Origin of the sequence: Streptococcus oralis subsp. dentisani (assembly GCF_002096335.1) — a bacterium.
In the GTDB taxonomy this organism is placed as follows: Bacteria; Bacillota; Bacilli; order Lactobacillales; family Streptococcaceae; genus Streptococcus; species Streptococcus oralis_Z.
The window spans coordinates 21635-45372 of record NZ_NCUW01000027.1 but is presented as its reverse complement, the minus strand read 5'-3'; the positions used below and the strand labels follow the sequence as shown (position 1 = coordinate 45372).

The 23738-nt window shown below is 42.9% G+C and carries 23 protein-coding genes, 2 pseudogenes, 1 riboswitch and 2 other annotated features; of the genes and pseudogenes, 8 read left to right on the top strand and 17 right to left on the bottom strand.

Annotated elements, in window-relative coordinates:
* Positions 1-52: 52 nt before the first annotated feature.
* Positions 53-1027: a HAMP domain-containing histidine kinase gene (locus B7709_RS02785; RefSeq protein WP_084971497.1), complete on the bottom strand. Its 975-nt coding sequence runs from the start codon at positions 1025-1027 to the stop codon at positions 53-55.
* On the bottom strand, positions 1020-1697 hold the full coding sequence (locus tag B7709_RS02780) for a response regulator transcription factor (protein WP_084971494.1): 678 nt from the start codon (positions 1695-1697) through the stop codon (positions 1020-1022). Before B7709_RS02780 ends, B7709_RS02785 begins: the two co-directional genes overlap by 8 nt.
* Before the next feature lie 409 nt (positions 1698-2106).
* On the opposite strand from B7709_RS02780, the gene B7709_RS02775 reads away from it, so the two are divergent.
* From B7709_RS02775 to B7709_RS02765, 3 genes are all read left to right on the top strand, one after another.
* Entirely contained in the window at positions 2107-2676 is a 570-nt protein-coding gene (locus tag B7709_RS02775) for a TetR/AcrR family transcriptional regulator (protein ID WP_142358128.1), read from the top strand.
* An 87-nt stretch (positions 2677-2763) separates the two neighbouring features.
* Positions 2764-3540 carry a ferredoxin reductase domain-containing protein gene (locus B7709_RS02770; RefSeq protein ID WP_084971751.1) on the top strand — a complete coding sequence of 259 codons (777 nt, stop codon included), beginning with the start codon at positions 2764-2766 and terminating at the stop codon, positions 3538-3540.
* 127 nt (positions 3541-3667) lie between these two features.
* Positions 3668-4741, top strand: coding sequence for a DUF2974 domain-containing protein (locus B7709_RS02765; RefSeq protein ID WP_084971490.1), 1074 nt, complete (start codon positions 3668-3670; stop codon positions 4739-4741).
* A gap of 147 nt (positions 4742-4888) precedes the next feature.
* Here B7709_RS02765 and B7709_RS02760 read toward each other — a convergent pair whose 3' ends face one another.
* Positions 4889-5344, bottom strand: a complete 456-nt coding sequence (locus B7709_RS02760; protein ID WP_084971489.1) for a GNAT family N-acetyltransferase — start codon at positions 5342-5344, stop codon at positions 4889-4891.
* Between the two features lie 69 nt (positions 5345-5413).
* Between B7709_RS02760 and B7709_RS02755 the strand changes: the two genes are divergently transcribed.
* The 3 genes and pseudogenes from B7709_RS02755 to B7709_RS02745 all read left to right on the top strand — a co-directional run.
* Positions 5414-6070: a prepilin peptidase gene (locus tag B7709_RS02755; RefSeq protein ID WP_084971487.1), complete on the top strand. Its 657-nt coding sequence runs from the start codon at positions 5414-5416 to the stop codon at positions 6068-6070.
* A 51-nt stretch (positions 6071-6121) separates the two neighbouring features.
* A pseudogene (locus B7709_RS02750) lies at positions 6122-6838 on the top strand (EcsC family protein).
* Positions 6839-6976: 138 nt separating this feature from the next.
* A pseudogene (locus B7709_RS02745) lies at positions 6977-7093 on the top strand (prepilin peptidase); the annotation flags it as partial.
* Here the strand turns inward: B7709_RS02745 and trpA are convergent.
* The 14 genes from trpA to B7709_RS02675 all read right to left on the bottom strand — a co-directional run bounded on the left by trpA (position 7065) and on the right by B7709_RS02675 (position 22143).
* Positions 7065-7841, bottom strand: coding sequence for a tryptophan synthase subunit alpha (gene trpA / locus B7709_RS02740; protein WP_084971485.1), 777 nt, complete (start codon positions 7839-7841; stop codon positions 7065-7067). The pseudogene B7709_RS02745 and the gene trpA overlap by 29 nt on opposite strands.
* A complete protein-coding gene (trpB, locus tag B7709_RS02735; protein ID WP_084971483.1) occupies positions 7834-9057 on the bottom strand; it encodes a tryptophan synthase subunit beta in 1224 nt (407 codons plus the stop codon). The genes trpA and trpB (B7709_RS02735) overlap by 8 nt, the downstream gene beginning before the upstream one ends.
* Positions 9035-9634, bottom strand: a complete 600-nt coding sequence (locus B7709_RS02730; protein WP_084971481.1) for a phosphoribosylanthranilate isomerase — start codon at positions 9632-9634, stop codon at positions 9035-9037. The genes trpB (B7709_RS02735) and B7709_RS02730 overlap by 23 nt, the downstream gene beginning before the upstream one ends.
* Entirely contained in the window at positions 9621-10388 is a 768-nt protein-coding gene (gene trpC / locus B7709_RS02725; protein WP_084971479.1) for an indole-3-glycerol phosphate synthase TrpC, read from the bottom strand. The genes B7709_RS02730 and trpC overlap by 14 nt, the downstream gene beginning before the upstream one ends.
* Complete coding sequence (trpD, locus tag B7709_RS02720) at positions 10385-11389, bottom strand: anthranilate phosphoribosyltransferase (RefSeq protein ID WP_084971477.1); 1005 nt, start codon at positions 11387-11389, stop codon at positions 10385-10387. Before trpD ends, trpC begins: the two co-directional genes overlap by 4 nt.
* Positions 11390-11399: 10 nt before the next feature.
* Positions 11400-11966, bottom strand: a complete 567-nt coding sequence (locus B7709_RS02715) for an aminodeoxychorismate/anthranilate synthase component II (protein WP_000601900.1) — start codon at positions 11964-11966, stop codon at positions 11400-11402.
* Positions 11963-13324 carry an anthranilate synthase component I gene (gene trpE / locus B7709_RS02710; protein WP_084971475.1) on the bottom strand — a complete coding sequence of 454 codons (1362 nt, stop codon included), beginning with the start codon at positions 13322-13324 and terminating at the stop codon, positions 11963-11965. The genes B7709_RS02715 and trpE overlap by 4 nt, the downstream gene beginning before the upstream one ends.
* A 71-nt stretch (positions 13325-13395) precedes the next feature.
* Positions 13396-13621, bottom strand: a binding site (T-box leader).
* Positions 13618-14796, bottom strand: a complete 1179-nt coding sequence (trpB, locus tag B7709_RS02705) for a tryptophan synthase subunit beta (RefSeq protein WP_000208452.1) — start codon at positions 14794-14796, stop codon at positions 13618-13620. Its footprint overlaps the feature before it by 4 nt.
* Positions 14797-14957: 161 nt before the next feature.
* Positions 14958-15183, bottom strand: a binding site (T-box leader).
* Positions 15184-15223: 40 nt separating this feature from the next.
* Positions 15224-16453, bottom strand: a complete 1230-nt coding sequence (locus tag B7709_RS02700) for a DegT/DnrJ/EryC1/StrS family aminotransferase (RefSeq protein WP_162279146.1) — start codon at positions 16451-16453, stop codon at positions 15224-15226.
* 42 nt (positions 16454-16495) lie between these two features.
* Complete coding sequence (locus B7709_RS02695) at positions 16496-17188, bottom strand: sugar transferase (RefSeq protein WP_023943889.1); 693 nt, start codon at positions 17186-17188, stop codon at positions 16496-16498.
* Between the two features lie 183 nt (positions 17189-17371).
* A complete protein-coding gene (locus B7709_RS02690) occupies positions 17372-19114 on the bottom strand; it encodes an ABC transporter ATP-binding protein (protein ID WP_084971471.1) in 1743 nt (580 codons plus the stop codon).
* Entirely contained in the window at positions 19104-20849 is a 1746-nt protein-coding gene (locus B7709_RS02685; RefSeq protein WP_084971469.1) for an ABC transporter ATP-binding protein, read from the bottom strand. Before B7709_RS02685 ends, B7709_RS02690 begins: the two co-directional genes overlap by 11 nt.
* 206 nt (positions 20850-21055) lie before the next feature.
* Complete coding sequence (locus tag B7709_RS02680) at positions 21056-21691, bottom strand: DUF421 domain-containing protein (RefSeq protein WP_084971467.1); 636 nt, start codon at positions 21689-21691, stop codon at positions 21056-21058.
* The gene (locus B7709_RS02675) at positions 21688-22143 is read right to left on the bottom strand and encodes a DUF3290 family protein (protein ID WP_084971465.1); all 456 of its coding nucleotides are present in this window, start codon (positions 22141-22143) and stop codon (positions 21688-21690) included. The genes B7709_RS02680 and B7709_RS02675 overlap by 4 nt, the downstream gene beginning before the upstream one ends.
* 133 nt (positions 22144-22276) lie before the next feature.
* On the opposite strand from B7709_RS02675, the gene B7709_RS02670 reads away from it, so the two are divergent.
* Positions 22277-23104, top strand: coding sequence for an exodeoxyribonuclease III (locus B7709_RS02670; RefSeq protein ID WP_084971463.1), 828 nt, complete (start codon positions 22277-22279; stop codon positions 23102-23104).
* Between the two features lie 11 nt (positions 23105-23115).
* Positions 23116-23502 carry a bleomycin resistance protein gene (locus B7709_RS02665; protein ID WP_084971461.1) on the top strand — a complete coding sequence of 129 codons (387 nt, stop codon included), beginning with the start codon at positions 23116-23118 and terminating at the stop codon, positions 23500-23502.
* 133 nt (positions 23503-23635) lie between these two features.
* Positions 23636-23731, top strand: a riboswitch (purine riboswitch).
* Positions 23732-23738: the final 7 nt, after the last annotated feature.

The following is a 23738-nucleotide window of genomic DNA, read 5'->3' as shown; positions in this document are numbered from 1 at the left end:
GTTAAAGATAAAAAAGCCCAGTTGTTTTATCCTGGGCTCTTATCTATTGTGCTCACTCAATTCTCAGATTCATATCGGCAAACTTAATTCTGACTGTCGTTCCTTTTCCAACCTCAGACTCGATACGAATTTGATGGCCAAGTTCTTCAGAAATTTTCTTGGATAGGTAGAGGCCGAGACCAGACGACTGCTGGGTCAGACGGCCATTGTAGCCTGAAAAGCCACGTTCAAAGACTCGGAGGACATCGCTGTTTTTAATCCCGATTCCCGTATCCTTGATACAGAGCTCCTGGCCCTCCATATAAATCTCGAGCCCACCTTCCTTGGTGTACTTGAGGCTGTTTGAAAGAATTTGTTCAATGACGACCAACAACCATTTCTTATCGGTCACGATGGTTTTGTCGAGATCATGTAGATTGACCGTCAACCCCTTCTGGATAAAGAAAAGTGCGTACTTACGAACCATTTCCTTGACCAAGTCCTCCACTTTGACCTGTTCAAAGACCAAGTCATCATGAAAACTCTCTAAACGCAAGTACTGTAAGACCAGGTTGGTATAGGAGTCAATCTTGAAAATTTCCTGTTCCAGCTGCTGTTTGACCTCCCGATCAGAGACTTCTGCTACCAAGAGACGACTCGCCGCAATGGGGGTCTTAATCTGGTGAACCCACAAGGTATAGTAATCAAGCAAATCCGTCAGTTTGCTTTGGGCTTCCGACTTCTTTTGATACAATTCAGACTCTCGCTCTTCGAGTTTTTCTGCCAGCGCACATTCCAGAGGAGACTTGGGATCTCTCTCAGCATAGAGAACTTCCTGTCGGTAAGTCCGAGCTTCTGCAAACATATCCCAAGCCAAAAATAAAAAGGTCAAAAAACTACTGAGCAGGAAAAAGTAAAGAAAATAAGATCCTAGACTAGCAAACAGAAACTGAAAGAGAAGAACAAGAAAACCCAACGAAAAAATATAGACAAAGATGCGACTACGAGAGCGCAGATAGGCTAGAAAAAATGGTTTCCAATCAAGCATGTTTCAGTCCGTATCCTATCCCTTTCTTGGTTTCGATAAAGCCTGCCAAGCCTTGCTCCTCCAACTTTTTGCGCAAACGAGCCACATTAACAGACAGGGTATTGTCATCGATGAAAAAGTCGCTATTCCAGAGTTCCCGCATCAGGTCATCACGCGCCACGATATTACCCGCATGTTCAAACAAAACCCGCAAAATTTGAAATTCATTCTTGGTTAAGCTCAGGACTTCACCCTGATAGTGCAGGTCCATAGACTTGGTATTGAGAATGACACCTGCATACTCCAGCAAACTCTTATCCCGCCCAAACTCATAGGAACGACGCAATAAGCCCTGAACCTTGGCAAGGAGGACCTGCTGATCAAATGGCTTAGTTACAAAGTCATCCGCTCCCATATTGATCGCCATGACAATATCCATAGCCTGATCTCTCGAAGACAGAAACATGATAGGTACCTTGGAAATCTTGCGAATCTCCTGGCACCAGTGATAGCCATTAAAAAGAGGCAGACCAATATCCATGAGGACCAAATGAGGTTCCGACTGGACAAATAAGCTCAATACTTCCATAAAGTCTTCTACCAAAACGACCTCAAAGCCCCACTCAGAGAGCAATTTCCCAACTTGTTGCCGAATGACTTGGTCATCTTCTACCAGTAAAATCTTGTGCATGCGCTCCTCCTTTACTCTTGTTCAAAATATCAAATGCCTTAATAAAAAAATTTATGGATTAGTATCTCAACTATTCGGCTATCTATTGTTCAAATCCAGATTAGGAAGCGAAAGCTAAATAGAGAATAATCCCATTGATATCATACCTTATTTTTAACTATAGTTCCAGCCTTATCCTATATTTTCCCTTTTTGTACTCGTTTAGTCAGTGTTTCTTTTACTTAAGGAATAGATTTAAAATAAGCAATCTCATCAAAGTAAATGCCTTGTAAGCTCATGTAACTCTTCTGTTTATAAATGTAATTGCTTTAAACTAATTCATTTATCCTTCTTATTGACAAGCCAGCTAGGATTTGTTAGAATATGAATGAACAAAATAAACTATTCATTCATACTTAAAGGAGGTTAAATCAGATTGGACAAAAAACAAGCTTTAAAGACAGCGGCCTATGAAGTTTTTTCGAAAAAAGGTTACAAGGCGACAGGAATTTCAGAAATTGCTAGGCAAGCTGGTGTAGCAGTCGGTTCTTTTTATAACTATTACGAGAGTAAAGAAGCCATTTTTCTAGACATCTATATAGATGAAAACAACCGTGTTCGCCAAGCTATGATCGAAGAACTGGATTGGGAAATTGATATGATTGATCTTATTAGTCAACTCTTTGCTCAGTCCAGAGCACTCGTTTCTTCCAATAAAATCCTTGCAGAATGGTACAATCCTGCCATAGCAGATGAGTTGCATAGCTACTATTCCTCAGAAGAAGGCAAAGTCGCAAATCCATTTCATCAATTTCTAGTTAAAACTTTTACAAATCGTATGCAGGCTGAAGGGTATTCTCCAGAAAAGATTCAAGAGATTTTACAAGTTTATAACCTATTTTACTACATGGATATGCATATCACGGAAAAAGATTTTCCAGATATAGGCAAAACTGTCGAAATACTTGCAACCAACTTCATAAAAGGAGTTCTAAAATAAAGAAAATGGTTTTCTTTATTTTTTGGAAATTTATGAATGAATTTAATTATAGTTCATTCAATGATTAAGAATAGGAGTCATAAAAAAATGAAAAGAGGTAAAAAAATGTTTATTATCATTCTTTCAACACTTGGATTACTAGCCCTTATAACTTGGGGTACCATCGCCTATCTTGGACGAAGTCAGACATTATCGATAAAATCCATCGAAAACCCTACCGGAGATTTGTATTTAATTCATATCACAAAGCCGAGTCATCAAACCTGGAAAGCGGGGGCTTATGCTAAGTTTACACTCCCTGATACGTCGTCCGCTTCTAGGAAAAACGAAGCTAAGGGTGAGCAGACCAGTCGATGGCTAACTATTGCCTCCACACCTGATGAAGATGAAATCCTCATTTTAACGCATAATAGTGGTAGCCACTTTAAGGAAACCTTGACACATTTACCTGCCGGAAGTGAGATTGAGATGAGTTGGCTGGATTCCTCTTTGACCGTTAAAGATATGAATCAGCCACTAGTTTGCTTTGCATCTGATGTTGGAATTTCTGCTTTACGTCCCCTTATCAAAGAATGGGCTGGAAAAGCTCCAATTATTCTCAACCATTTGGACAAAGGAGTTACTATTTTCGATAATGAGATGAAGGAACTGGCTCAAAAAACATCGAATTTTACTTATAAAACTAACGATGAATTTTCTCAAAGTCAAGCATTTTTAAAACGTGCTATTGATGAATACGGCAATCAAGCCAGCTATCTCGTCACAGGTCAGCCTGATGATGTAAATGAGATGAAGAATTTTTTAAAGGAAAATGGCATTGATAACAAAAATATCCAAGTAAGTTCCTTTAGAGGTTTGAAATAAAAGCAATCTGTCTTCTGTATATCTGAACCAATCCCTAACTACTAGGTCATTATGTAGAGCGGCTAAACAAGTCTACTAGCTAATTCTCTGTAAATGTGGTAGGATAAACATAGAGAAAGGAGCTTTTATGGCCAATATTTTTGACTACTTGAATGATGTAGCATACGATTCCTTTTATGACCTTCCCGTGAACGAGTTAGATGTCCTTGCTTTGACTGAATTAACCTATCTTCCTTTTGATGATGTAGCCGCTCAAGAACCAAAGCGTCTCATAGATCTAGCACCTCAAATCCCTAGAGAAACGACTATGCTGACCAATAAGAACCGCCTCCAGTTGTTGGATCAACTCTCTCAACACAAACGATTTAAAAATTGTAAACTCTCAAACTTTATCAATGATATTGATCCTGAATTGCAAAAACAGTTTGCAGCTATGACTTATCGTATCAGTCTCGATACCTACTTGCTTGTTTTTCGCGGTACGGATGATAGTATCATCGGTTGGAAAGAAGATTTCCATATGACCTATATGAAGGAAATTCCAGCTCAAAAACATGCCCTTCAGTATTTACAGGACTTTTTGGCTCAACATCCTAACCAAAAGGTTATTCTGGCAGGGCATTCAAAAGGGGGCAATCTAGCCGTCTACGCTGCCAGTCAACTCGACCCACTCTTACAAAAAAGCATTGTCGGCGTCTATACTTTTGATGCGCCTGGACTTCACAAGGAACTGACCGAAACACCAGGCTATCAAAACATGATGGAAAGAACAAAAGTATTTGTCCCACAAGGTTCTATCATCGGGATGATGCTAGAAATTCCTGATAAAAAAATCGTCGTTCGAAGCACTGCCCTAGGTGGTATTGCCCAGCACGACACCTTTAGTTGGCAGGTTGCAGACAAACACTTTGTCCAACTGGATGAGACCAATAGTGACAGCCAGCAAGTCGATACTACTTTCAAGGAATGGGTTGAGACAGTTCCTGATACGGAACTGCAACTCTACTTCGACCTCTTTTTCGGAATCATTCTTGATGCATGCATCTCCTCCATCAACGATCTTTCTTCCTTCAAGGTCATTGAACACATTCACCATCTCTTTGTCCAAGCTCAATCCCTCACTCCCGAAGAAAGAGAAACCATGGGACGCCTAACCCAACTCTTAATCGACACCCGTTACCAAGCTTGGAAAAATCGTTAGTAGAAAGAGAAGTTGGATATAAACTCAAGTTGTAGAGAAAATCCAGTAAATCCCTCTATAATAAAACGCATAGTATCAAGTTTTTTAACACCTGATATTATGCGTTTTTTATGATTTTAAAGCTGCTTTCCCTATCTTCTTCGTCTTCTATCTCCCCTTTTTCATAACGTATTTTCGTATAGGTTCTTCAACCATCTGAACGATTTCAAATCCTTCTTTTTGATAGAGGTGCTTGGCTCTTTGATTTGCCTCGTAGATATTTAGAGAAATAGTATCTATGTCTTCATTTTCAAAGGCCAAACTAACAAATTTCCTTAAAGCCTGGCTACCTAAGCCTTGCCCCTGTTTCTGGGGGTTGATAAAAAATCTCCCGATATGAAGATTTCTGTCTTCTAGCCTGATTTTCTGGATAAGCCCCACAAACTCTTGTCCATCAAAGATTGAAAAGATTCCTTCCAAATCTTGCAAGATTTGAATTGTTAAGTGAAAAGGAATCATTGTTCCCATCCATTGTTCTTGAAAGGATTTGCCAAGGGAGTTGGACCATTTGCATACGAGCTGAGCATTTTCTACGCTCACATTTTCTTCAAAACGAATTGTCATATTTTCCTCACCATCTTATCTGTGTTTCTCTATTATACTACTTCTCCTATTTTTTACGAATAGATAAGTATGATTGATCTTTATTTTTTTCTTGTCGGGAGCATTCTCGCTTCTTTTCTAGGTTTGGTCATTGACCGTTTTCCTGAGCAATCCATTATCAGACCAGCTAGTCACTGCGATTCTTGTCAGACTCGCTTGCGTCCGCTAGATTTGATTCCCATCCTTTCGCAGGTGGTTAATCGCTTTCGCTGTCGCTACTGCAAGGTTCGCTATCCTGTCTGGTATGCCCTATTTGAATTGGGCTTGGGATTCCTCTTTCTGTCTTGGTATTGGGGCTTTCTTTCCTCGGGGCAAGTCATTCTAATCACTACTGGCTTGACCTTGGGCATCTATGACTTTCGCCATCAGGAATATCCCTTACTGGTCTGGATGACTTTCCACCTAATCCTCATGGCCTGCTCTGGTTGGAATCTGGTCATGGTCTTCTTCCTTGCCCTCGGAATCTTGGCTCATTTTTTCGATATCCGCATGGGCGCAGGGGATTTTCTCTTTCTGGCCTCTTGTGCTCTCGTCTTTAGCGCGACAGAATTACTCATCTTGATTCAGTTCGCTTCTGCGACGGGCATCCTGACCTTTCTCCTGCAAAAGAAAAAGGAAAGACTTCCTTTCGTGCCTTTCCTCTTACTTGCTGCTTGTTTGATTATTTGGTGTAAATTAATATTGTAAATCAAAACACAATAGTGTATACTAATTATATTCAGAACAAGGAGAATTATTATGAAATTCGAGTTACCAAACATCAATTTTGAATTACCAAAACTAGATGTCCCAAAAATTGATGAAAATTCTATGATGCAAGTCCTAGATTGGGCATACGATACAACTATTAATGGAATTCCTGGACAGAAAACTATTCAAGAATTAGCAGATGATTATCTTAAATATGATGATATTGATACTGCCATTTCTAAAATGATTACTTTTCAAACCAGTAAGGCCGCTCTCTCTGGCTTTGTCACTGGTTTCGGAGGTTTTTGAACACTACCAGTAACTATTCCTGCAAATATTACATCTGTCATTCTCGTTCAAATGAGGATGATCGCAACCATTGCCTATATGCGTGGGTATGACCTAAAAAGTGATCAGGTTCAGACCTTTGTATATGCGGCACTTACAGGAACTACTGTAGCAGATATTGCCAAGAAAGCTGGAATTGTAGTTGCTGAGAAATTAATACATGGTATGTTAAAAAAACTACCTAGAGAAGTTCTCACTAAAATTAATCGTGCAGTTGGATTCAGATTAGTTACGAAATTCGGAGAAAAAGGAGTAGTAAATTTAGGGAAAATGATTCCTGTTGCAGGAGCCCTCATTGGGGCTGGAGTTGATAGTGTTTCAACACAAGTCATTGCAAATCATGCGCTAAGTATTTTTACATCTAACGGAATTAATCTTGGAAATGATTTAATCATTGATATGGATGAAATACAATAAAAAAAACTTATACCCTTTTTATTACTTTCATACTTATCAAATAAAATTAACAAGTTTCTGCCCTCTAGGAGGGCTTTTTTACATATGTTAAATCTTCTAAACTGATTTCAATAACTTGTCAAAGTACTCTCGTAGCTTTCTGCGACGGGCATTCTGGCCTTTCTACTGCAAAAGAAAAAGGAAAGACTGCCTTTCGTGCCTTTCCTCTTACTTGCTGCTTGTTTGATTATTTTTGGTAAGCTACTGCTTGTTTGATAAAGTCCTGAATCGGCTCTCCTTGGTGGAGAGCTTTTACAATTTTCGAACCAACGATAACACCATCTGACACCGCATTGAAACGTTCTACATCGGCCTGGCTAGACACACCAAAACCTGTCAAGACTGGGATGTCGGCTACTTGATGCAATTGTGCCAAGTGCTTGTCCAAGTCTGCACGGTAATTTCCTGACTTCCCTGTCACCCCATTGATGGCAACAGCATAGACAAAGCCTTCTGCTCCCTTGATCAACTCTTTCTGGCGCTCGAGTCCTGTCGTCAAACTAACTAGGGGAATCAAAGCGATGTCTGTATCTGCCAAATAAGGCTCCACAAAATTGGCATGCTCATGAGGAAGGTCTGGAATGATCAAGCCCTTAACTGCTGTATCTGCCAGATCTTTGACAAATTTGTCCACACCGTACTGAAAAAGGGGGTTGAAGTAGGTCATGATGACCAGTGGCACCTCAGTCTGAATAGTTTTCAAGGTTTCAACCAAAGCCTGGGTAGAAGTCCCATGAGCTAGACTGCGCAAGCCTGCTTCTTCGATCACAGGTCCATCTGCAACAGGGTCTGAAAAGGGAATGCCCACTTCAATAGCTGAAACACCCAAATCTTCTAAAAAGTGGATTGTTTCAGCGAGACCATCCAAACCTTTCTCATGGTCTCCAGCCATGATATAAGGAACAAAAATTCCTTTTCCAGTTGCTTTGATAGCGTTCAATTTTTCTGTTAGTGTCTTAGGCATGGGCTTCTCCCTTCTTTACTACATCTGCTTCCAAGCGGTCTTTGACTTGAACTACATCCTTGTCCCCACGACCGGATAGGCAGACAATCATAGACTTGTCTGGACCAAGTTCTTTGGCCAATTTCACCGCAAAGGCGATAGCATGGCTAGATTCCAAGGCTGGGATAATCCCTTCCACGCGAGACAAGAGTTTGAATCCTTCCAAGGCTTCCTCGTCCGTCACAGGAACATAGCTGGCACGTTTGATATCGTGGTAGTGTGAATGTTCTGGACCGATACCAGGATAGTCCAAACCTGCTGAGATAGAGAAGGCTTCAAGAATTTGACCATGAGCGTCTTGGAGCACATCCATGAGAGAACCGTGAAGGACACCTGGACGACCCTTGGTCAAGGTAGCTGCGTGGTGCTCCGTATCCACACCTAGTCCTGCTGCTTCAGCTCCATACATAGCCACTGACTCGTCTTCCACAAATGGATGGAAAAGGCCGATGGCATTCGAACCACCACCAACACAGGCTACTAGGGCATCTGGCAAATCTTGACTTGTCAAGTCACGGTACTGTTGTTTAGCCTCTCGACCAATGACACTTTGGAAGTCACGAACGATTTCTGGGAAAGGATGAGGTCCCAAGGCAGAACCAAGGATATAGTGGGTATCATCGATATTCGCTACCCAAGAACGAAGGGCTGCATTGACCGCATCCTTAAGCACGCGCGAACCATCTGTCACAGCCTCAACCTTAGCTCCTAAAAGCTCCATACGGAACACATTAAGTGCTTGGCGTTTAACATCTTCCTCACCCATGTAGATGGTACATTCCATGTTAAAGAGGGCCGCAGCTGTTGCAGTTGCCACACCGTGCTGACCAGCACCTGTTTCAGCGATAATTTTCTTTTTGCCCATTCGTTTAGCCAGAAGAACTTGTCCCAAGGCATTGTTAATCTTGTGAGCACCTGTATGGTTAAGGTCTTCCCGTTTGAGATAAATCTTGGCTCCGCCGATATGCTGGGTCAAGTTTTTTGCGTAGTAAAGGGGAGTTTCACGTCCTACGTACTGGCGCAAAAGTTGGTTCAATTCCTCTTGGAAGCTTGGGTCTGCCTGACTTTCACGATAAGCTTTTTCCAACTCCAAAACTGCTGTCATCAATGTTTCTGGGACGAAACGTCCGCCGAATTTTCCGTAAAATCCATCTTTATTTGGTTCTTGATATGCCATGCTTTACCCTCTCTATAAATCTTCTAATCTTTTCCTGATCTTTCTGTCCATCTGTCTCCACTCCACTCGATACATCTACTGCATAGGGAGTAAAGTGTTGAATTGCTTCTTCTACATTGTCTTCATTAAGCCCACCTGCGATGAAAAATGGCTGGGCTAGTCCAGACGTATCCAGTTGACCCCAGTCAAAGGTCTTACCACTCCCAGCCACAGGGGCATCAAAGAGGAGATAATCCGCCTGAGAATTAGGCACATGACCATTTCCATCCACCTGCACAGCCTGAATGCTGGCACAAGGTAAATCCTCAAACAACTCATCCGCCACCTGACTGTGAACTTGAACTAGGTCCAAGCCAACCTTTTCAATCGCTTCTAGCAATTCTGCTCGACTTGGTGAAACAAATACACCAACCTTTTTTATATCTGCAGGAATAAGCTTTGCCAGCTCAGCAGCCTCTTCCAAGGTCACCTGTCTTTTACTGGGTGCGAAGACAAAACCGATGTAGTCTGCCCCTGCTGATACGGCTGTCTCTACCGCTTCTTTGTTCGACAATCCACAAATCTTAACCTTTGTCAATCTGCAACTCCTTGATTCTCTGGGCTACATCTTCTGCCTGCATGAGAGCTGTTCCCACCAAAATTCCGTTAAAGTATGGTGCTACTCGTTTTGCATCCTGCCCTGTGAAAATAGCAGATTCAGAAATGTAATAGCGACCTTCCTTAAAGTACTGGGCCAAGTCTACACTGGTCTGCAAGTCGACTTCAAAGGTGGTCAAGTTGCGGTTATTAACCCCAATAATCTCAGCACCAAGTCTGTGGGCTACCTCTAGTTCAGCTAGATTGTGAGTTTCCACCAAGACTTCCAGACCAAGCTCTGTCGCGTAGTCATACAGTTCCTTGAGGCGTTCTTCTGACAAGGCAGCCACGATGAGCAAGATAACTGTCGCGCCGGCATTGCGAGCGCGGATGATTTGTTTTTCATCGATGATAAAGTCCTTGTTGAGCGTCGGAATCTCTACTTGACTGGAAATCTCCCGTAGATAATCCAAATGCCCTTTAAAGAAAATCTCATCTGTCAAAACCGAAATCATCACTGCTCCGTTCGCTTCATAAGTCTGGGCCTGTTGCACAATATCCACATCGAGATTGATATCTCCCAGACTAGGGCTAGCCTTCTTGACTTCAGCGATTACCTGTAAACGATCTTGGTGATTCTTCAAAAATTCAGCTAGGCGATAGGTCTGGCGTAGGGGCTGGATTTCCTCCAGTTCCATCTGCTTGACCTCACGCGCCTTCTGCTCCAAGATTCGTGCTAAAAATTCCTGACTCATTTTTGGTACTCCTGTAACAGTCTGAGTTTTTCAAGGGCCTTGCCACTAGCAATGACTTGACGAGCCAAGGCAACTCCTTCCTTGATACTAGCTACCTTACCATTGGCATAGAAACCAAGACCAGCATTCAAGACTGTCGTTTCCAAGAATGGACTTGGTTGGTTTTGAAGAACGCTGAGCAAAATTTCTGCATTTTCCTGAGCATTGCCACCACGGATATCTTCGATAGCGTAGCGTTCCATCCCCAAATCCTCTGGAGTGAAGCTTGACAAGGTGATTTCGCCATTTTCAAGAAGAGCAATCTTGGTTGTTCCGTTCAAGCCAGCTTCATCAAGACCTTCTGGTCCAGCAACCACAACTGCACGTTTGCGACCCATATTTTTCAATACCTGAGCTGTACTTTCTAGCAGTTCTGGACGACTAATACCAAGAAGCTGTGTTTCCAAAGCCATTGGGTGAATCAGTGGACCAGTCAAGTTCATGATCGTTGGAATTCCTAGTTCCAAACGAGCGGGCATGATGTACTTCATAGCTGGGTGCATATTTTTAGCAAAGAGAAAGACGATTCCAGTTTTATCGAAAACCTTACCTAGTTCAGCTGGTTTGAGGTCAAGATTGATACCCAATGCTTCGAGGACATCTGCAGAACCAGATTTAGAAGAAATCGAGCGGTTACCGTGCTTGGCCATATGAATACCGCCACCAGCCAAGACAAAGGCTGCAGTTGTTGAGATGTTAAAACTGAAGGACTTGTCCCCACCTGTACCGCAGTTGTCCATAGCATCATGGATTTCAGTTGGAATATGTTGGGCATGCCCTCTCATAACTTGTGCAATGGCTGTGCGTTCTTCCGGTGTTTCCCCCTTCATCTTAAGGGCCAAGAGGAGAGAAGCAATCTGCGCTTCGGTTACACGCCCAGTTACGATACGCTCAATGACATCCGTCATTTCCACACCTGATAAATTTTCAAATTTTGCTAATTTTTCAATAATCTCTTTCATCCTAGTTTCCTCACTTTACAACCTTCTCGATAAAATTCCGAATAGAAGACAAGCCATCTGGCGTTCCGATACTCTCTGGATGGTACTGGAAGCCATAAATCGGCAAGCTTTTGTGTTGAATTCCCATAATAGCTTGGTCATCAGTCGAACGAGCTGTCACTTCAAAGCCTTCTGGCATTTCTTCAATCAAAATGCTGTGATAACGCATGACTGGACGACCATCCTCAATGCCTTGATAGAGAACAGATGGCGCTTCAAAGCTGATATGGCTCTGTTTCCCATGCATGACCTTTGGAGCCAAACCTAACTTCCCACCAAAGACTTCTGCGATGGCTTGGTGACCCAAACAAATCCCTAGAATCGGCTTCTTCCCAGCAAAATCACGAATCATGTCTTCCATCTTTCCAGCATCAACTGGCCAACCAGGACCAGGAGAAAAGACCAGACCATCTGCTTTTTCAGCTTCTTCATACAGCTTGGGATCATCATTTCTCAAGACCTGCACTTCTGCAAAATTCCCAATGTATTGCGCCAAGTTATAGGTAAAAGAATCATAGTTGTCAATCAATAAAATCATGGTCTTAGTTCTCCAATTCTAGTCATAGATTTAGCCTTGTTAATGGTTTCTTGGTATTCGTTTTGGGCGATGGAGTCATAGACAATCCCTGCCCCAGCCTGCACATAGGCTGTTTGATTTTTGAGAATCATAGTTCTGATGGCAATGGCGAAATCCATATCACCCGTCGCAGACAAGTAGCCGATTGCTCCTGCGTATACGCCACGTTTTTCTGTTTCCAGTTCATAGATGCGTCTCATAGCTCGAATTTTTGGTGCTCCTGAAACTGTTCCAGCTGGAAGTGTAGCTTTCAAGGCATCCATGGCAGTGAGTTCGGGAAGCAAACGCCCTTTCACCACACTGGTCAAATGCATGACATAGCGGAAAAGCTCCACTTCCATATACTTAGTGACTTGGACACTTGCCGTTTCAGAGATGCGGCCAATATCGTTACGCCCCAAGTCTACCAACATCCGATGTTCTGCTGTTTCCTTCTCATCAGAAAGCAGATCAGTTGCCAAAGCTTTGTCCTCTTCATCCGTAGCCCCTCTTGGTCGCGTACCTGCAATCGGATTGGTAGTTACGATGCCATTTTTGACAGAAACCAAACTTTCAGGACTGGCACCGATAATTTGATAATCTCCAAAATCGTAGAAATAAAGGTAATTAGATGGATTGGTCACGCGAAGATTTCTGTAAAAGTCAAATGGATTTCCAGTAACTTCTGCTGAGAAACGCTGACTGAGCACGCATTGGAACATATCACCATTACGAATCAAGTCGCGAGCTGTTTCCACCATTTCCTCAAACTTCTGAGGAGCGATATGCGGTTTGAAGTTCAGCGGAGATAAATCCAAGTCTTCAAATTCATTTGGAGCAGGGATGCGTAATTCCTCAAGTACTTGGTTCAAGGCTTTTTCCAAGTCTTCTTGACTGCGATCGCTATAGAGAGCATCCTCTATGACATGGATTTTTTCCTTCTTATGGTCAAAGACCATATAACTCTCATAGACAAAGAAATGCATATCTGGTGTCCCAATGGTATCTTCAGGGATTTGACCGATTTCCTCATAGAGCGAAATCATATCGTAACCAACAAAACCAATGGCTCCCCCACCAAAAGGTAGGTCTGAATGGTGCTGGCTCTTATGAGTCACTTCATAAAGGAAATCCAAAGGATCCCGATCAATCACTTGACCATTTTGATAAAGGACTCCATTTTCAAACTGAATCTCAAAAACAGGATTATAAGCTAGGATAGAAAAACGAGCTGTTTCCTTGTCTCTCGGAATACTTTCTAAGATCACCTTGTGTTGCCCTTTTAAGCGCATATAAGCCAAGATTGGTGATAAGACATCTCCATGAATGATTCGTTCCATTGTAATTTCCCTTTCAGTTCTACTTCTAGTCCGTGGCGACTGTATGAAAAATCCCCACGCAAAATAACTTGCGTGAGGACGAAATTCGCGGTGCCACCTCAATTATAGGATTTCTCCTATCTCTCATTCCTGTCTCAGAACTTTCCTATAACAGGCTGTGCGATAAAGGGCACTCCCTTGAGAATTATGTTTTCTTCTCTCGTTTCAGATGGACCCAACCTTACAGCTTTCTCTACTTGTTTCCAGCAACCACAAGCTCTCTGTGAGAGAAAAGACTGTAATTTTTCCATCTTTTATTTTTTAGCTTCTAGGTAGTCTGCAATAGCAGCTACGTCCTTGTCTCCACGACCAGAGACATTGATGATGATAATCTCATCCTTACTTAGTTTCGGTGCACGTTTAACCGCTTCTGCGATGGCGTGCGAACTTTCAATCGCTGGGATAATCCCTTCAGTCTTGCTTAGTAAAAGCAAGGCTTGAACAGCTTCTTCGTCTGTCGCTGCTACGTATTCCACGCGACCTGAATCTTTAAAGTAGGCGTGTTCTGGGCCAACCCCTGGATAGTCCAAACCAGCTGAGATAGAGTAAACTGGGGCCAGCTCTCCATCTTCCTTAAAGACTGCATAGGTCTTCATACCGTCGACAATTCCGACACTGCCTTTTGTCATAGTGGCTGCATGCTTGTCTGTGTCAAGTCCATGACCAGCAGCTTCGACCCCAACCAATTTGACTTCTTCATCAGCCACATACTGTGAAAAAGCACCGATAGCATTGGAACCACCACCTACACAGGCAATGACGTAATCTGGTAAACGGCCTTCTTTTTCTAAGATTTGACGACGAGATTCCTCACTGATGACCTTTTGGAATTCATGAACAATTGTAGGATAAGGATGAGGTCCTACAGCAGATCCCAAAACGTAGAATGCTTCAAGGTCATTCATCCATGCTCCAAAGGCTGCATCAACCGCATCCTTGAGAGTTCGCGTTCCCGTTTCAACTGCGTGAACAGTTGCTCCCATCATCTCCATACGGAAAACATTGAGACGTTGACGCTCAACATCCTCTGCCCCCATATAGACATCACAGGCCATACCAAACTTGGCTGCAGCAGCTGCAGTCGCAACACCGTGCTGACCAGCTCCTGTTTCTGCGATCACTCGTTTTTTGCCCATACGTTTGGCAAGAAGGATTTGTCCTAAAACGTTGTTGAGCTTGTGAGAACCAAGGTGATTAAGGTCTTCGCGCTTGAGATAAATCTTAGCTCCACCTAGGTGGTCTGTCAAACTTTCCGCAAAATAAAGCGGTGTTTCGCGACCAGAATAATCCTTCAAGTAATGGCGAAATTCTGCCAAAAATTCTGAATCATCCTTGTATTTATCAAATGTCACTTCCAACTCATCCAACAAAGCCTGAATCGGCTCCGGTACAAAACTACCACCAAATTGTCCAAAATAACCTTTAGTTGTCATAAAATTTTTCCTCTTTCCATATTAATTCGGCTTTTTGTTCGCTTTTAGTAGTAGGCAAGGAGCTGCAGATAGAACTCAAGTTCATCAAAGCGACTTAACGCCCTAATAAAAGATAAACAAAATGACCGAAAGAAAAAGCCCACACACAGAAAATTATTCCATGTGAGGGCGTTGGTAACGCGGTGCCACCTCAATTATAAAGGGACTATTCCCCTTTACATCTCTGCCTTGTCTAACAACAAGTTGCACTGTAAGGTGTGCGCACCGAATTTTCATTGTTTCAAATTCATTTTTAAAATCAGCCCACTTTCACTACTTTCAACCACCTGTTCACAATCACCACAGGCTCCCTGAAGATCAAACATAGTTACTTTTCTGATTTGTTGAGAATATTATATGCTATTGTCCGCTTTTTGTCAAGATTTTTTTATGATTTTTTTCCAGAACCGAGGATTTCTTCGGAAATTCTCACCAAAGTCTGAACGATGTAATCAACTTCTTCATCGCTTAATTTTGTATGAAGAGGAAGCGTAATTTCATTTTCAAAGAAGGCATAGGCTCTTGGATAATCTGCCATATCAAAACCAAGATTCTTATAGGCTGTCAAGAGCGGAAGCGGTTTATAGTGTACATTACTTGCAATTCCTGCTTTGGCTAATTCTTGGATGATGAGGTTGCGTTGTTCGAGACTTGCACCTTCTACATGGGTGATGTAGAGGTGGCGTGAAGATTCGACAGTATCAGTCTTGTGTGCCAGTGGGTGAATACGAGTACCCGCAAAACCACGATCATAGCGGTCCACGATGTCCTTACGACGTTGTAGCAAAGCTGGGTAACGGTCCAATTGTACCAAACCAATCGAAGCCATGATATCCGTCATATTGCACTTGTAGGCCGGTGTAACGATATCGTATTCCCATGAACCCAGTTGCATCTTAGCAAGGGCATCCTTTGTTTGACCATGAAGGGAAAGAATTTGGAATTCCTTATACATCTCTTCGTCGTCAATAGCTGGACTGGCCTTCCAAGTGGCACTTCCTCCCTCAGCAGTTGTAAAGTTTTTAACGGCGTGGAATGAGAAGGAAGTAAAGTCAGCGATAGAACCAGCTGGCTGCCCTTTGTAAGTAGATCCTAAAGCATGGGCACTATCAGAGACAATCACGATACGGTTAAAGGCTTTTTGCCACTTGCTAGCAGCTGTAAAGAGATCACGTTTTTTCTCCACGACTTGGAACAAACGGTCATAGTCGCAAACAATCCCTGCAAGCTCAACCGGAATAATCACCTTAGTCTTTTCAGTGATGGCTTGCTCAAGCAAGTCATAGTCCATTTCAAAAGTATCTGCTTGGATATCCACCATGACAGGGGTCGCTCCTACGTGAGTGATCACACTACATGAAGCTGTATAAGTCATGGCTGGAACGATGACTTCATCCCCAGGTCCCACTTCCAACACACGCAAAATCAACTCAAGAGCGGCTGTCGCAGAGTTGAGGCAGACTGTCTTAGGTGTCTGTGTGTATTGGGACAAGCGACGCTCCAGTTCTTTTGTCTTAGGACCTGTTGTGATCCAACCAGAACGAAGGGTATCCGCTACTTCAGCAATTTCAGCTTCGGTAATATCGGGAGGTGAAAATGGAATATTGTAATTTGGCATTGATTTGCTCCTTTTATCTGTACTCATTTTCTCATGACTACTTTATTTTAGCACTTCAAACACGGTTTGAAACATGATTTTGATGTCTCCAAGGAAACTAAACTCTCGGAGATAGGCGAGGTTATAGCGCATCTTTTCAGGGAGGACGTGTTCGACATAGGCTTGGTCAACTGACAGGCCTTTTTCGGTCATTTGACTGATGATAGTGTCCTCATCCTTGTAGTTGATGCTGGCTGGAGAGGTAATCCCTGCGGGTAAGAGCAAGGTCGCCATCATTTCAGGGCTATACTGCTCTGTGTAGCGTGGCACTTCAGGTCGTGTACCGACAAAGGACATTTCGCCTTTAAGGACATTGACCAGCTGAGGCAGTTCGTCCAAACGGACACGGCGGATAAAATTGCCAACCTTGGTGATGCGGCTATCGTTAGCAGAAGTCACCAGACTTCCTTTTTTATCCGCATCCGTCACCATGGTACGGAACTTCCAAATCTTGAAAGGTCGATTGTACTGGGTCACGCGCTCTTGCTTGTAAATCACTGGTCCCTTGCTGTCCAACTTGATCCAAATGCTCAAGATGAGAAAGATGGGAGAGGTCAGAATCAGCAAAACTACGGCTAGAACCCAGTCCAAACAACGCTTGAAAATCAGCGAACCCTTCCTTTTAGAGACAAGCTGGTAGTAAGACTCAACCTCGCTTGATTTCATTTCCACGGGCAAGTCTTCCCATTTCAGCATGCTGTTTCTCCTTTGTTTTTATTATACTATTTGTCAACATTTTTCATTATACCACAAAATGGAAAAGGCGGTGAAAGAAATCTGTAATTTGAAGGATTTCCTTCTTACACTCAATGAAAATCAAAGTACAGCTTTGAGATTGCAGATAAAGCTGACATGGCTTGAATAGATTTTCAAAGAATATTAAGACATAGCACCCGCCTGCAAACTATACATCTTGTGATAGGTTCCTCCCAGAGCCAAGAGTTCCTCATGGGTTCCGCTCTCGATGATGTGCCCCTTGTCCAAAACATAGATACAGTTGGCGTCTTGGATGGTCGAAAGGCGGTGAGCGATAGCAATGGTTGTCCGTCCCTGTCTCATCTTAGCCAGAGAAGCTTGAACCAAACTTTCTGTTTCAGAGTCAATATTGGCTGTCGCTTCATCCAAAATCAGAATTTTAGGCTGACTGGCGACTGTTCTGGCAAAGGCAAGAAGCTGACGCTGACCTGTTGAAAAACTGGAGCCACGCTCAGAAACAGGGGCGTCATATCCCTGAGGAAGTTCTTGAATAAAGGAATCTGCATCCACGAAGGCTGCAGCAGCCTGGACCTGCTCATCACTAATGTCTTGGTACATGGCGATATTGGACTTAATAGTCCCATGATAGAGGAAGGGATCTTGCAAGACCAGACCGATATTTTTTCTTAGCTCTTCCTGGCTATAGTTCCTGATATCTACACCGTCCAAGAGAACTCGCCCTGATTGAAATTCATAAAAGCGCATGAGGACATTAATAATCGAAGATTTCCCTGAACCTGTATGGCCTACAAATGCAATGGTTTCACCCTTATTAACGGAGAAGGAAATGTCATCCAGAATCGAATGTTTGCCATCATAAGAGAAACATACATGTTCAAAACGGATATTGCCTTCTTTGATCTCGGTCTGTCCATTTTCTTGAAGAGGCTCATAGGTCCTCTCGTCTATTAGGGCAAAGACACGACCTGCAGAAACCATAGAAGTTTGCAGGGTTGAAAAGTTTTGCGTCACCTCAATCAGGGGATCAAAGAGGCGGTTGATGTACTGAATAAAGGCATACATGGTTCCTGCCGTTATTCCCAGATAAAGTCCACGATAGCCAAAGTAAGCCATCAAAACGGCGTAGCCTATGAGTTTCAGTAAACTCATGGCAGGGCGCAAAAAGAGAGCATCCAAGGCTACAGAACGGTTGGCATAGACCAAGTGTTCTTGGTTGATTTCATCAAATTCTGCCTGTAGGCGCTTCTCTTGATTAAAGGCCTGGATTATTCTGATTCCTTCGATGTTTTCGGCCAACTTGCTATTAATATCTGACAAGAGACTTCTGGTTTTCTCAATGATTTTCACTGATTTTTTCCGATAAAGATTGACCAAAAGGAAAATCAAGGGGAGAAAGAGCAATACTAATGCTGTCAAACGAAAATCCAATACCAACATTGTATAAAGAGTTGTCAGAAAGATGAAAACTGCTGAGATAAAGCTAGATAAAATCCCTGAAAACATATCGCTGATGGTCTCAGTATCATTGGTCAAACGAGAGACGATGGAGCCTGCTGGCGTCTTGTCAAAATAAGACATACCCAACTTTTCCATATTGGCAAAGGCATCGCGACGAATATCCCTAACAATACTGTAAGACACGCGCGCAAAGAGAAGATTGCCAACATACTGAACTACAGTTTGTAGGATGTAGAGACCATAGTAGACCAGCAAAACGGTCACAGCGAGTTGATTGAGATTACTGAGATACTGGTCGATAAAGTGGGAAGCAACCAAAGGAATCACACTTTTAATGACCGTAGTTGCTAGGAGAAAGGTCAGGGCTAAAAAGGTTAAAAGACCATATGGTTTGAGATAGGACAGCAAGCGTTTCAGCACAGCCCACTGTTCACGCTTATTCTGCATCTTCTTCTCCTTTCATTTCCAACTGCTGAGACTGGTAGGTTTGGGCATACCAGCCATCCAGGGCTAACAAGTCTTCGTGTCTGCCCCGTTCGATAATTTGGCCATTTTGCAGAACCAAGATCAGATCTGCATGGACAACTGCGCTGAGGCGATGGGCTGTGATGATGGTTGTCTTGTCCTTACGCGTTTCCTTAAGATTGTCGATAATAGCATACTCTGTCTTGGCATCTACGGCGGACAAGGAATCATCTAAAATCAAGATATCAGGGTCTAAAATCATTGCCCGACTCATAGCCAGACGCTGCTTTTGACCACCAGAAAGACTGACCCCCTTTTCACCGATCAGGGTATCAAATCCCTGAGGCATGGCTACAATATCTTGATAAACTTGGGCTAGCTTAGTCGCTTCCTCAACCATTGAAAGGGGCAAGTTAGGATTGCCAAAGCGGATATTGTCTAAGATAGAGGTTGCAAAGAGGAACTGGTCCTGAGGGACATAGCCCATGAGACTGCGAAGGTCTGTCAGACGGTAGTCGCGAATATCGTGTCCGTTTAGGTAAATGGTTCCCTTGTCCACATCGTACTCACGTAGGAGCAGTTTGATCAAGGACGTCTTCCCAGAACCTGTCTGTCCGACCAAGCCCAGGGTTTGCCCTTTTTCCAAACTGAAGTGAATATCCGTCAGTGTCTCCTCATTTTCAAAGGCAAAGCTGTCAATAGCGTACTCCAAACGTCCATTTTCAATACCGTCCAGAGGAAACTCAGGGTCTTTTACAGGTGATTCCTGAGATAAAAGTTCCTCAATCCGTTGGTAAGAAACCTTGCCTCGCTGAGTGATATTAAAGAGGAAACCAATGGCCATAAGAGGCCAAACTAGCATATCCAAGTAGCTGATAAAGGTGACCAGATTCCCAACCGTGATTTGCCCTTTCTGAACCATCAAAGAGCCGACCAAGAGAGTTAAAACATAGGACGAACCAACAAACAAGAGAACCATGGGGTCAAAGAGACTATCGTATTTCATGGTTTGGAGATTCTTTTGGAAGGTCAATTCATTGACCGCTTGAAAGGACTTCAACTCATCCGCCTGATAACCGAAAGACTTGGTCACCTTGATACCTGATACCGACTCCTGTACCTTGTTATTGAGTTCAGAAAAGGCAGCTTGAGATTCGCCAAAGGCCTTGTGGGTCTTTCTCCCTAGACGACTGGTCGCATAAGCCATGAAAGGCAAGGGAAGAATGGCAACCAAGGTCATTTGCCATGAGATGCTAAAGAGCATGGTCAGCAAAGTCACCAGAGCCGTGATGGAAGCATCCACTGCTGACATGACTCCGCCACCTGCGAGACGAGTTAGGGCATTGATATCATTGGTGGCGTGTGCCATCAGGTCCCCTGTCCGATAGGTTTGATAAAAGGCTGGCGACATTTTAGTAAAATGCTCAAACAATCGAGACCGCATAATCTGCCCCAGACGATAGGATGTCCCGAGGATATACATGCGCCAAACATAGCGCAGATAGTACATCCCAAAGGCTGCCAGCAGTAGATAAAATAGATTTAGAAGGAGATCCTGCTGGGTTAATTGCCCCGACGTTATGGCGTCAATTACCCGTCCCATGACCATGGGGGGAATGAGATTGAGGACGGAAACCAAGACCAAAGCCACAATCCCGACTAGATAACGGCGTTTTTCTAACTTGAAAAACCACCAGAGTTTTTGAATAATGGACATAAAATCCCTTTCTGATTGCAAATGGAAACCTGAGGCCAAGACTCAATGAAAATCAAAGAGCAAACTAGGAAACTAGCCGCAGGCTGCTCAAAGCACTGCTTTGAGGTTGTAGATAGAACTGACGAAGTCAGTAACCTACATACGGCAAGGCGACGTTGATGCAGTTTGAATTTGATTTTTGAAGAGTACAAGACCCCAGGTTTTTCTTATTCATAAGTTACGACTGAGACGACACCCTTGTCATACTCAGCGATAAAGATATTGGCTACATTGTCATGTCCTTGTTTGCTGAGATTATCAAGCAGCCATTCTTCGTTACGACCAATCGACTCCAAGACATCGACTTGGATCACACCGTCAGTCACAACTGGATACTTAGGATTTTCATCTCCTATTTGGACCACGATGAGTTGGCCATTTTGCTCCTGCACAGCGCATTTGACCTGTTTCATCTGGAAAATCCCTTGGCTACGAAGTTTGAGAGCAACTTCTGCTGCAGACAAACCAACTGAACGACAGGCTTCTGGGTCAATCTGCCCATTTTTGATAAGGAGAGTTGGTTTTCCATCAATCAAGCGTTTGACAAAACGAACATTGTTATTGAGCCACTTGAGGGTCAAGACCAAAATCGTCCACATCATCAAAATCACTGCGTACTGCAGAATACTGATTGAACTATTGTAAATCACCCCACCGATGATACCACCAAGAACATAGTTCTGAATTTGGTCTATAGCAGAGTTAGGTGCTAGATTCCCCTTTCCTGTCACATTAATAACAAAAACAAGAGAGAAAAGACCCAGGGCCAGTTTGATTAAAATTTCCATATAATTGAGTGTCATTTGTTTACCTCCACCAATTCAATAGCGTCTGTTTGATGCAATTCTAATTTCTCTAAAAGATACTTGTCTGGTTGGCTCCCGTTCATGGCACGATAGAAATTTGAACCTACCTTGATAAGTGCTCCATCAGTGGCTGCAGAAGTATTGACATAAACTTCTGATTTATCCACCCCCAAGTCTTTGGAAACAACCTCTATGAAATGAAGGGAAGTTTGAAATTGGTTGTTAGAGGCTTGATTGGTCTGGTATTTTGAGATTGTCACCAAAAGCATGGCCACCAAGGTCAAGGCCAAAATCATGACCAATTCCCGAAACTTAGTCCCCTTTTTATCTCGATAGGCTTTAAAAGCAAAAAATCCCGTAACAGCTAATAAGACAATTCCAAAACCAATCATAATGCCATTTTGCTGACTGATTTGGCTTAGAACATAGTCATAAGAATAAAACTTCATTTATTTTCACTCCTTTTCATAAAATCACCCTTCATTATAAACGAAATAAGGTGATTTTTCAAACCATACGTTGGGGAAATAGAGCTTTTTTTGGTATAATATAGTCTATAATCTCAATGAAAAAGGTAACTTTATGAAACTTATCTCATGGAATATTGATTCCCTCAATGCAGCCCTAACGAGCGATTCTGCTCGCGCCAAACTGTCACAGGAAGTTCTCCAAACTTTGGTAGCTGAAAATGCCGATATTATCGCTATCCAAGAAACCAAACTTTCTGCCAAGGGTCCTACAAAAAAACATCTGGAAATTTTAGAAGAGCTCTTCCCAGGCTACGAAAACACATGGCGTTCTTCCCAGGAACCTGCCCGCAAAGGATATGCCGGAACTATGTTCCTCTATAAAAAAGAACTCACACCGACTATCAGCTTCCCAGAGATTGGTGCCCCGTCTACCATGGACTTGGAAGGTCGTATCATCACCTTGGAATTTGATGCATTTTTCGTAACGCAAGTTTACACTCCAAACGCTGGCGATGGTTTGAAACGCTTGGAAGAACGCCAAGTCTGGGATGTCAAATACGCCGAATACTTGGCATCACTGGATGAACAAAAACCAGTCCTTGCAACGGGTGACTACAATGTAGCCCACAAGGAAATCGACCTTGCAAACCCTGCCAGCAACCGCCGTTCACCTGGATTTACAGACGAGGAACGTGCTGGCTTTACCAACCTCTTGGCAACTGGATTTACAGACACCTTCCGCCACATTCACGGTGATGTGCCTGAACGTTACACTTGGTGGGCACAACGCAGTAAGACTTCTAAAATCAACAATACAGGCTGGAGAATCGACTACTGGCTGACTAGCAACCGCGTGGCTGACAAGGTGACCAAGTCCGACATGATTGACTCGGGTGCGCGTCAAGACCATACGCCGATTGTATTGGAAATTGAACTCTAAGGAGAAAGCTAATGGACTATCAAGCTGTCATTCCTGAATTTGTAGTATCTGACCTCGAAAAGTCACGCCACTTCTACTGCGATTTGCTGGGATTTTCTGTCGAATACGAGCGTCCAGAGGAGAAATTTCTCTTCCTCTCGCTTGAAGACTGCCAACTTATGCTAGAAGAAGGCAGCACAGAAGAATTAGCCCAACTAACCTATCCTTTCGGGCGTGGTATCAACCTATCCTTTGGTATAAAGGATGTCCCACAACTTTATCAAAAAGTAATAGAGGCCAACTATCCTATTTATCGTCCTTTGACTAAGAGAACATTTCGTGTTGGGGATCACTACATCTATCCTCACGAATTTGCAGTCTTGGATCCAGATGGCTATTTTTTAAGATTTAGCGAATAGAAAAATAAAAGGCTACAATACTATCTAGCATTGCAGCCTTTTATTCGTTCGCTTTTATGGTCTATTTGCTAACAAAATATTTGATTTATAAAGCTAATTGGTGTAAAATAAAAACATTGGCAGCAGCCTATTTAAAATTGAATATCATTTTACTTGTTTATGTCGTGAATTGGCACGACGTTTCTACAAGGTGCCGGAACACCTAACAATGAGTATGTCAGCTGAAGGTATGGTTT

Coding starts and splice junctions, on each gene's coding strand:
- B7709_RS02665 (WP_084971461.1), top strand. CDS start 23,116: ATGGACTATCAAGCTGTCATTCCTGAATTTGTAGTATCTGACCTCGAA.
- trpE (WP_084971475.1), bottom strand. CDS start 13,324: ATGGAACGAATCATTCATGGAGATGTCTTATCACCAATCTTGGCTTAT.
- B7709_RS02760 (WP_084971489.1), bottom strand. CDS start 5,344: ATGACAATTCGTTTTGAAGAAAATGTGAGCGTAGAAAATGCTCAGCTC.
- trpA (WP_084971485.1), bottom strand. CDS start 7,841: ATGCCTAAGACACTAACAGAAAAATTGAACGCTATCAAAGCAACTGGA.
- B7709_RS02715 (WP_000601900.1), bottom strand. CDS start 11,966: ATGATTTTATTGATTGACAACTATGATTCTTTTACCTATAACTTGGCG.
- B7709_RS02680 (WP_084971467.1), bottom strand. CDS start 21,691: ATGACACTCAATTATATGGAAATTTTAATCAAACTGGCCCTGGGTCTT.
- B7709_RS02700 (WP_162279146.1), bottom strand. CDS start 16,453: ATGCCAAATTACAATATTCCATTTTCACCTCCCGATATTACCGAAGCT.
- B7709_RS02670 (WP_084971463.1), top strand. CDS start 22,277: ATGAAACTTATCTCATGGAATATTGATTCCCTCAATGCAGCCCTAACG.
- B7709_RS02770 (WP_084971751.1), top strand. CDS start 2,764: ATGAAAAGAGGTAAAAAAATGTTTATTATCATTCTTTCAACACTTGGA.
- B7709_RS02685 (WP_084971469.1), bottom strand. CDS start 20,849: ATGTCCATTATTCAAAAACTCTGGTGGTTTTTCAAGTTAGAAAAACGC.
- trpB (WP_084971483.1), bottom strand. CDS start 9,057: ATGGCATATCAAGAACCAAATAAAGATGGATTTTACGGAAAATTCGGC.
- trpB (WP_000208452.1), bottom strand. CDS start 14,796: ATGACAACTAAAGGTTATTTTGGACAATTTGGTGGTAGTTTTGTACCG.
- B7709_RS02690 (WP_084971471.1), bottom strand. CDS start 19,114: ATGCAGAATAAGCGTGAACAGTGGGCTGTGCTGAAACGCTTGCTGTCC.
- B7709_RS02765 (WP_084971490.1), top strand. CDS start 3,668: ATGGCCAATATTTTTGACTACTTGAATGATGTAGCATACGATTCCTTT.
- trpC (WP_084971479.1), bottom strand. CDS start 10,388: ATGAGTCAGGAATTTTTAGCACGAATCTTGGAGCAGAAGGCGCGTGAG.
- B7709_RS02780 (WP_084971494.1), bottom strand. CDS start 1,697: ATGCACAAGATTTTACTGGTAGAAGATGACCAAGTCATTCGGCAACAA.
- trpD (WP_084971477.1), bottom strand. CDS start 11,389: ATGAAAGAGATTATTGAAAAATTAGCAAAATTTGAAAATTTATCAGGT.
- B7709_RS02755 (WP_084971487.1), top strand. CDS start 5,414: ATGATTGATCTTTATTTTTTTCTTGTCGGGAGCATTCTCGCTTCTTTT.
- B7709_RS02675 (WP_084971465.1), bottom strand. CDS start 22,143: ATGAAGTTTTATTCTTATGACTATGTTCTAAGCCAAATCAGTCAGCAA.
- B7709_RS02785 (WP_084971497.1), bottom strand. CDS start 1,027: ATGCTTGATTGGAAACCATTTTTTCTAGCCTATCTGCGCTCTCGTAGT.
- B7709_RS02695 (WP_023943889.1), bottom strand. CDS start 17,188: ATGCTGAAATGGGAAGACTTGCCCGTGGAAATGAAATCAAGCGAGGTT.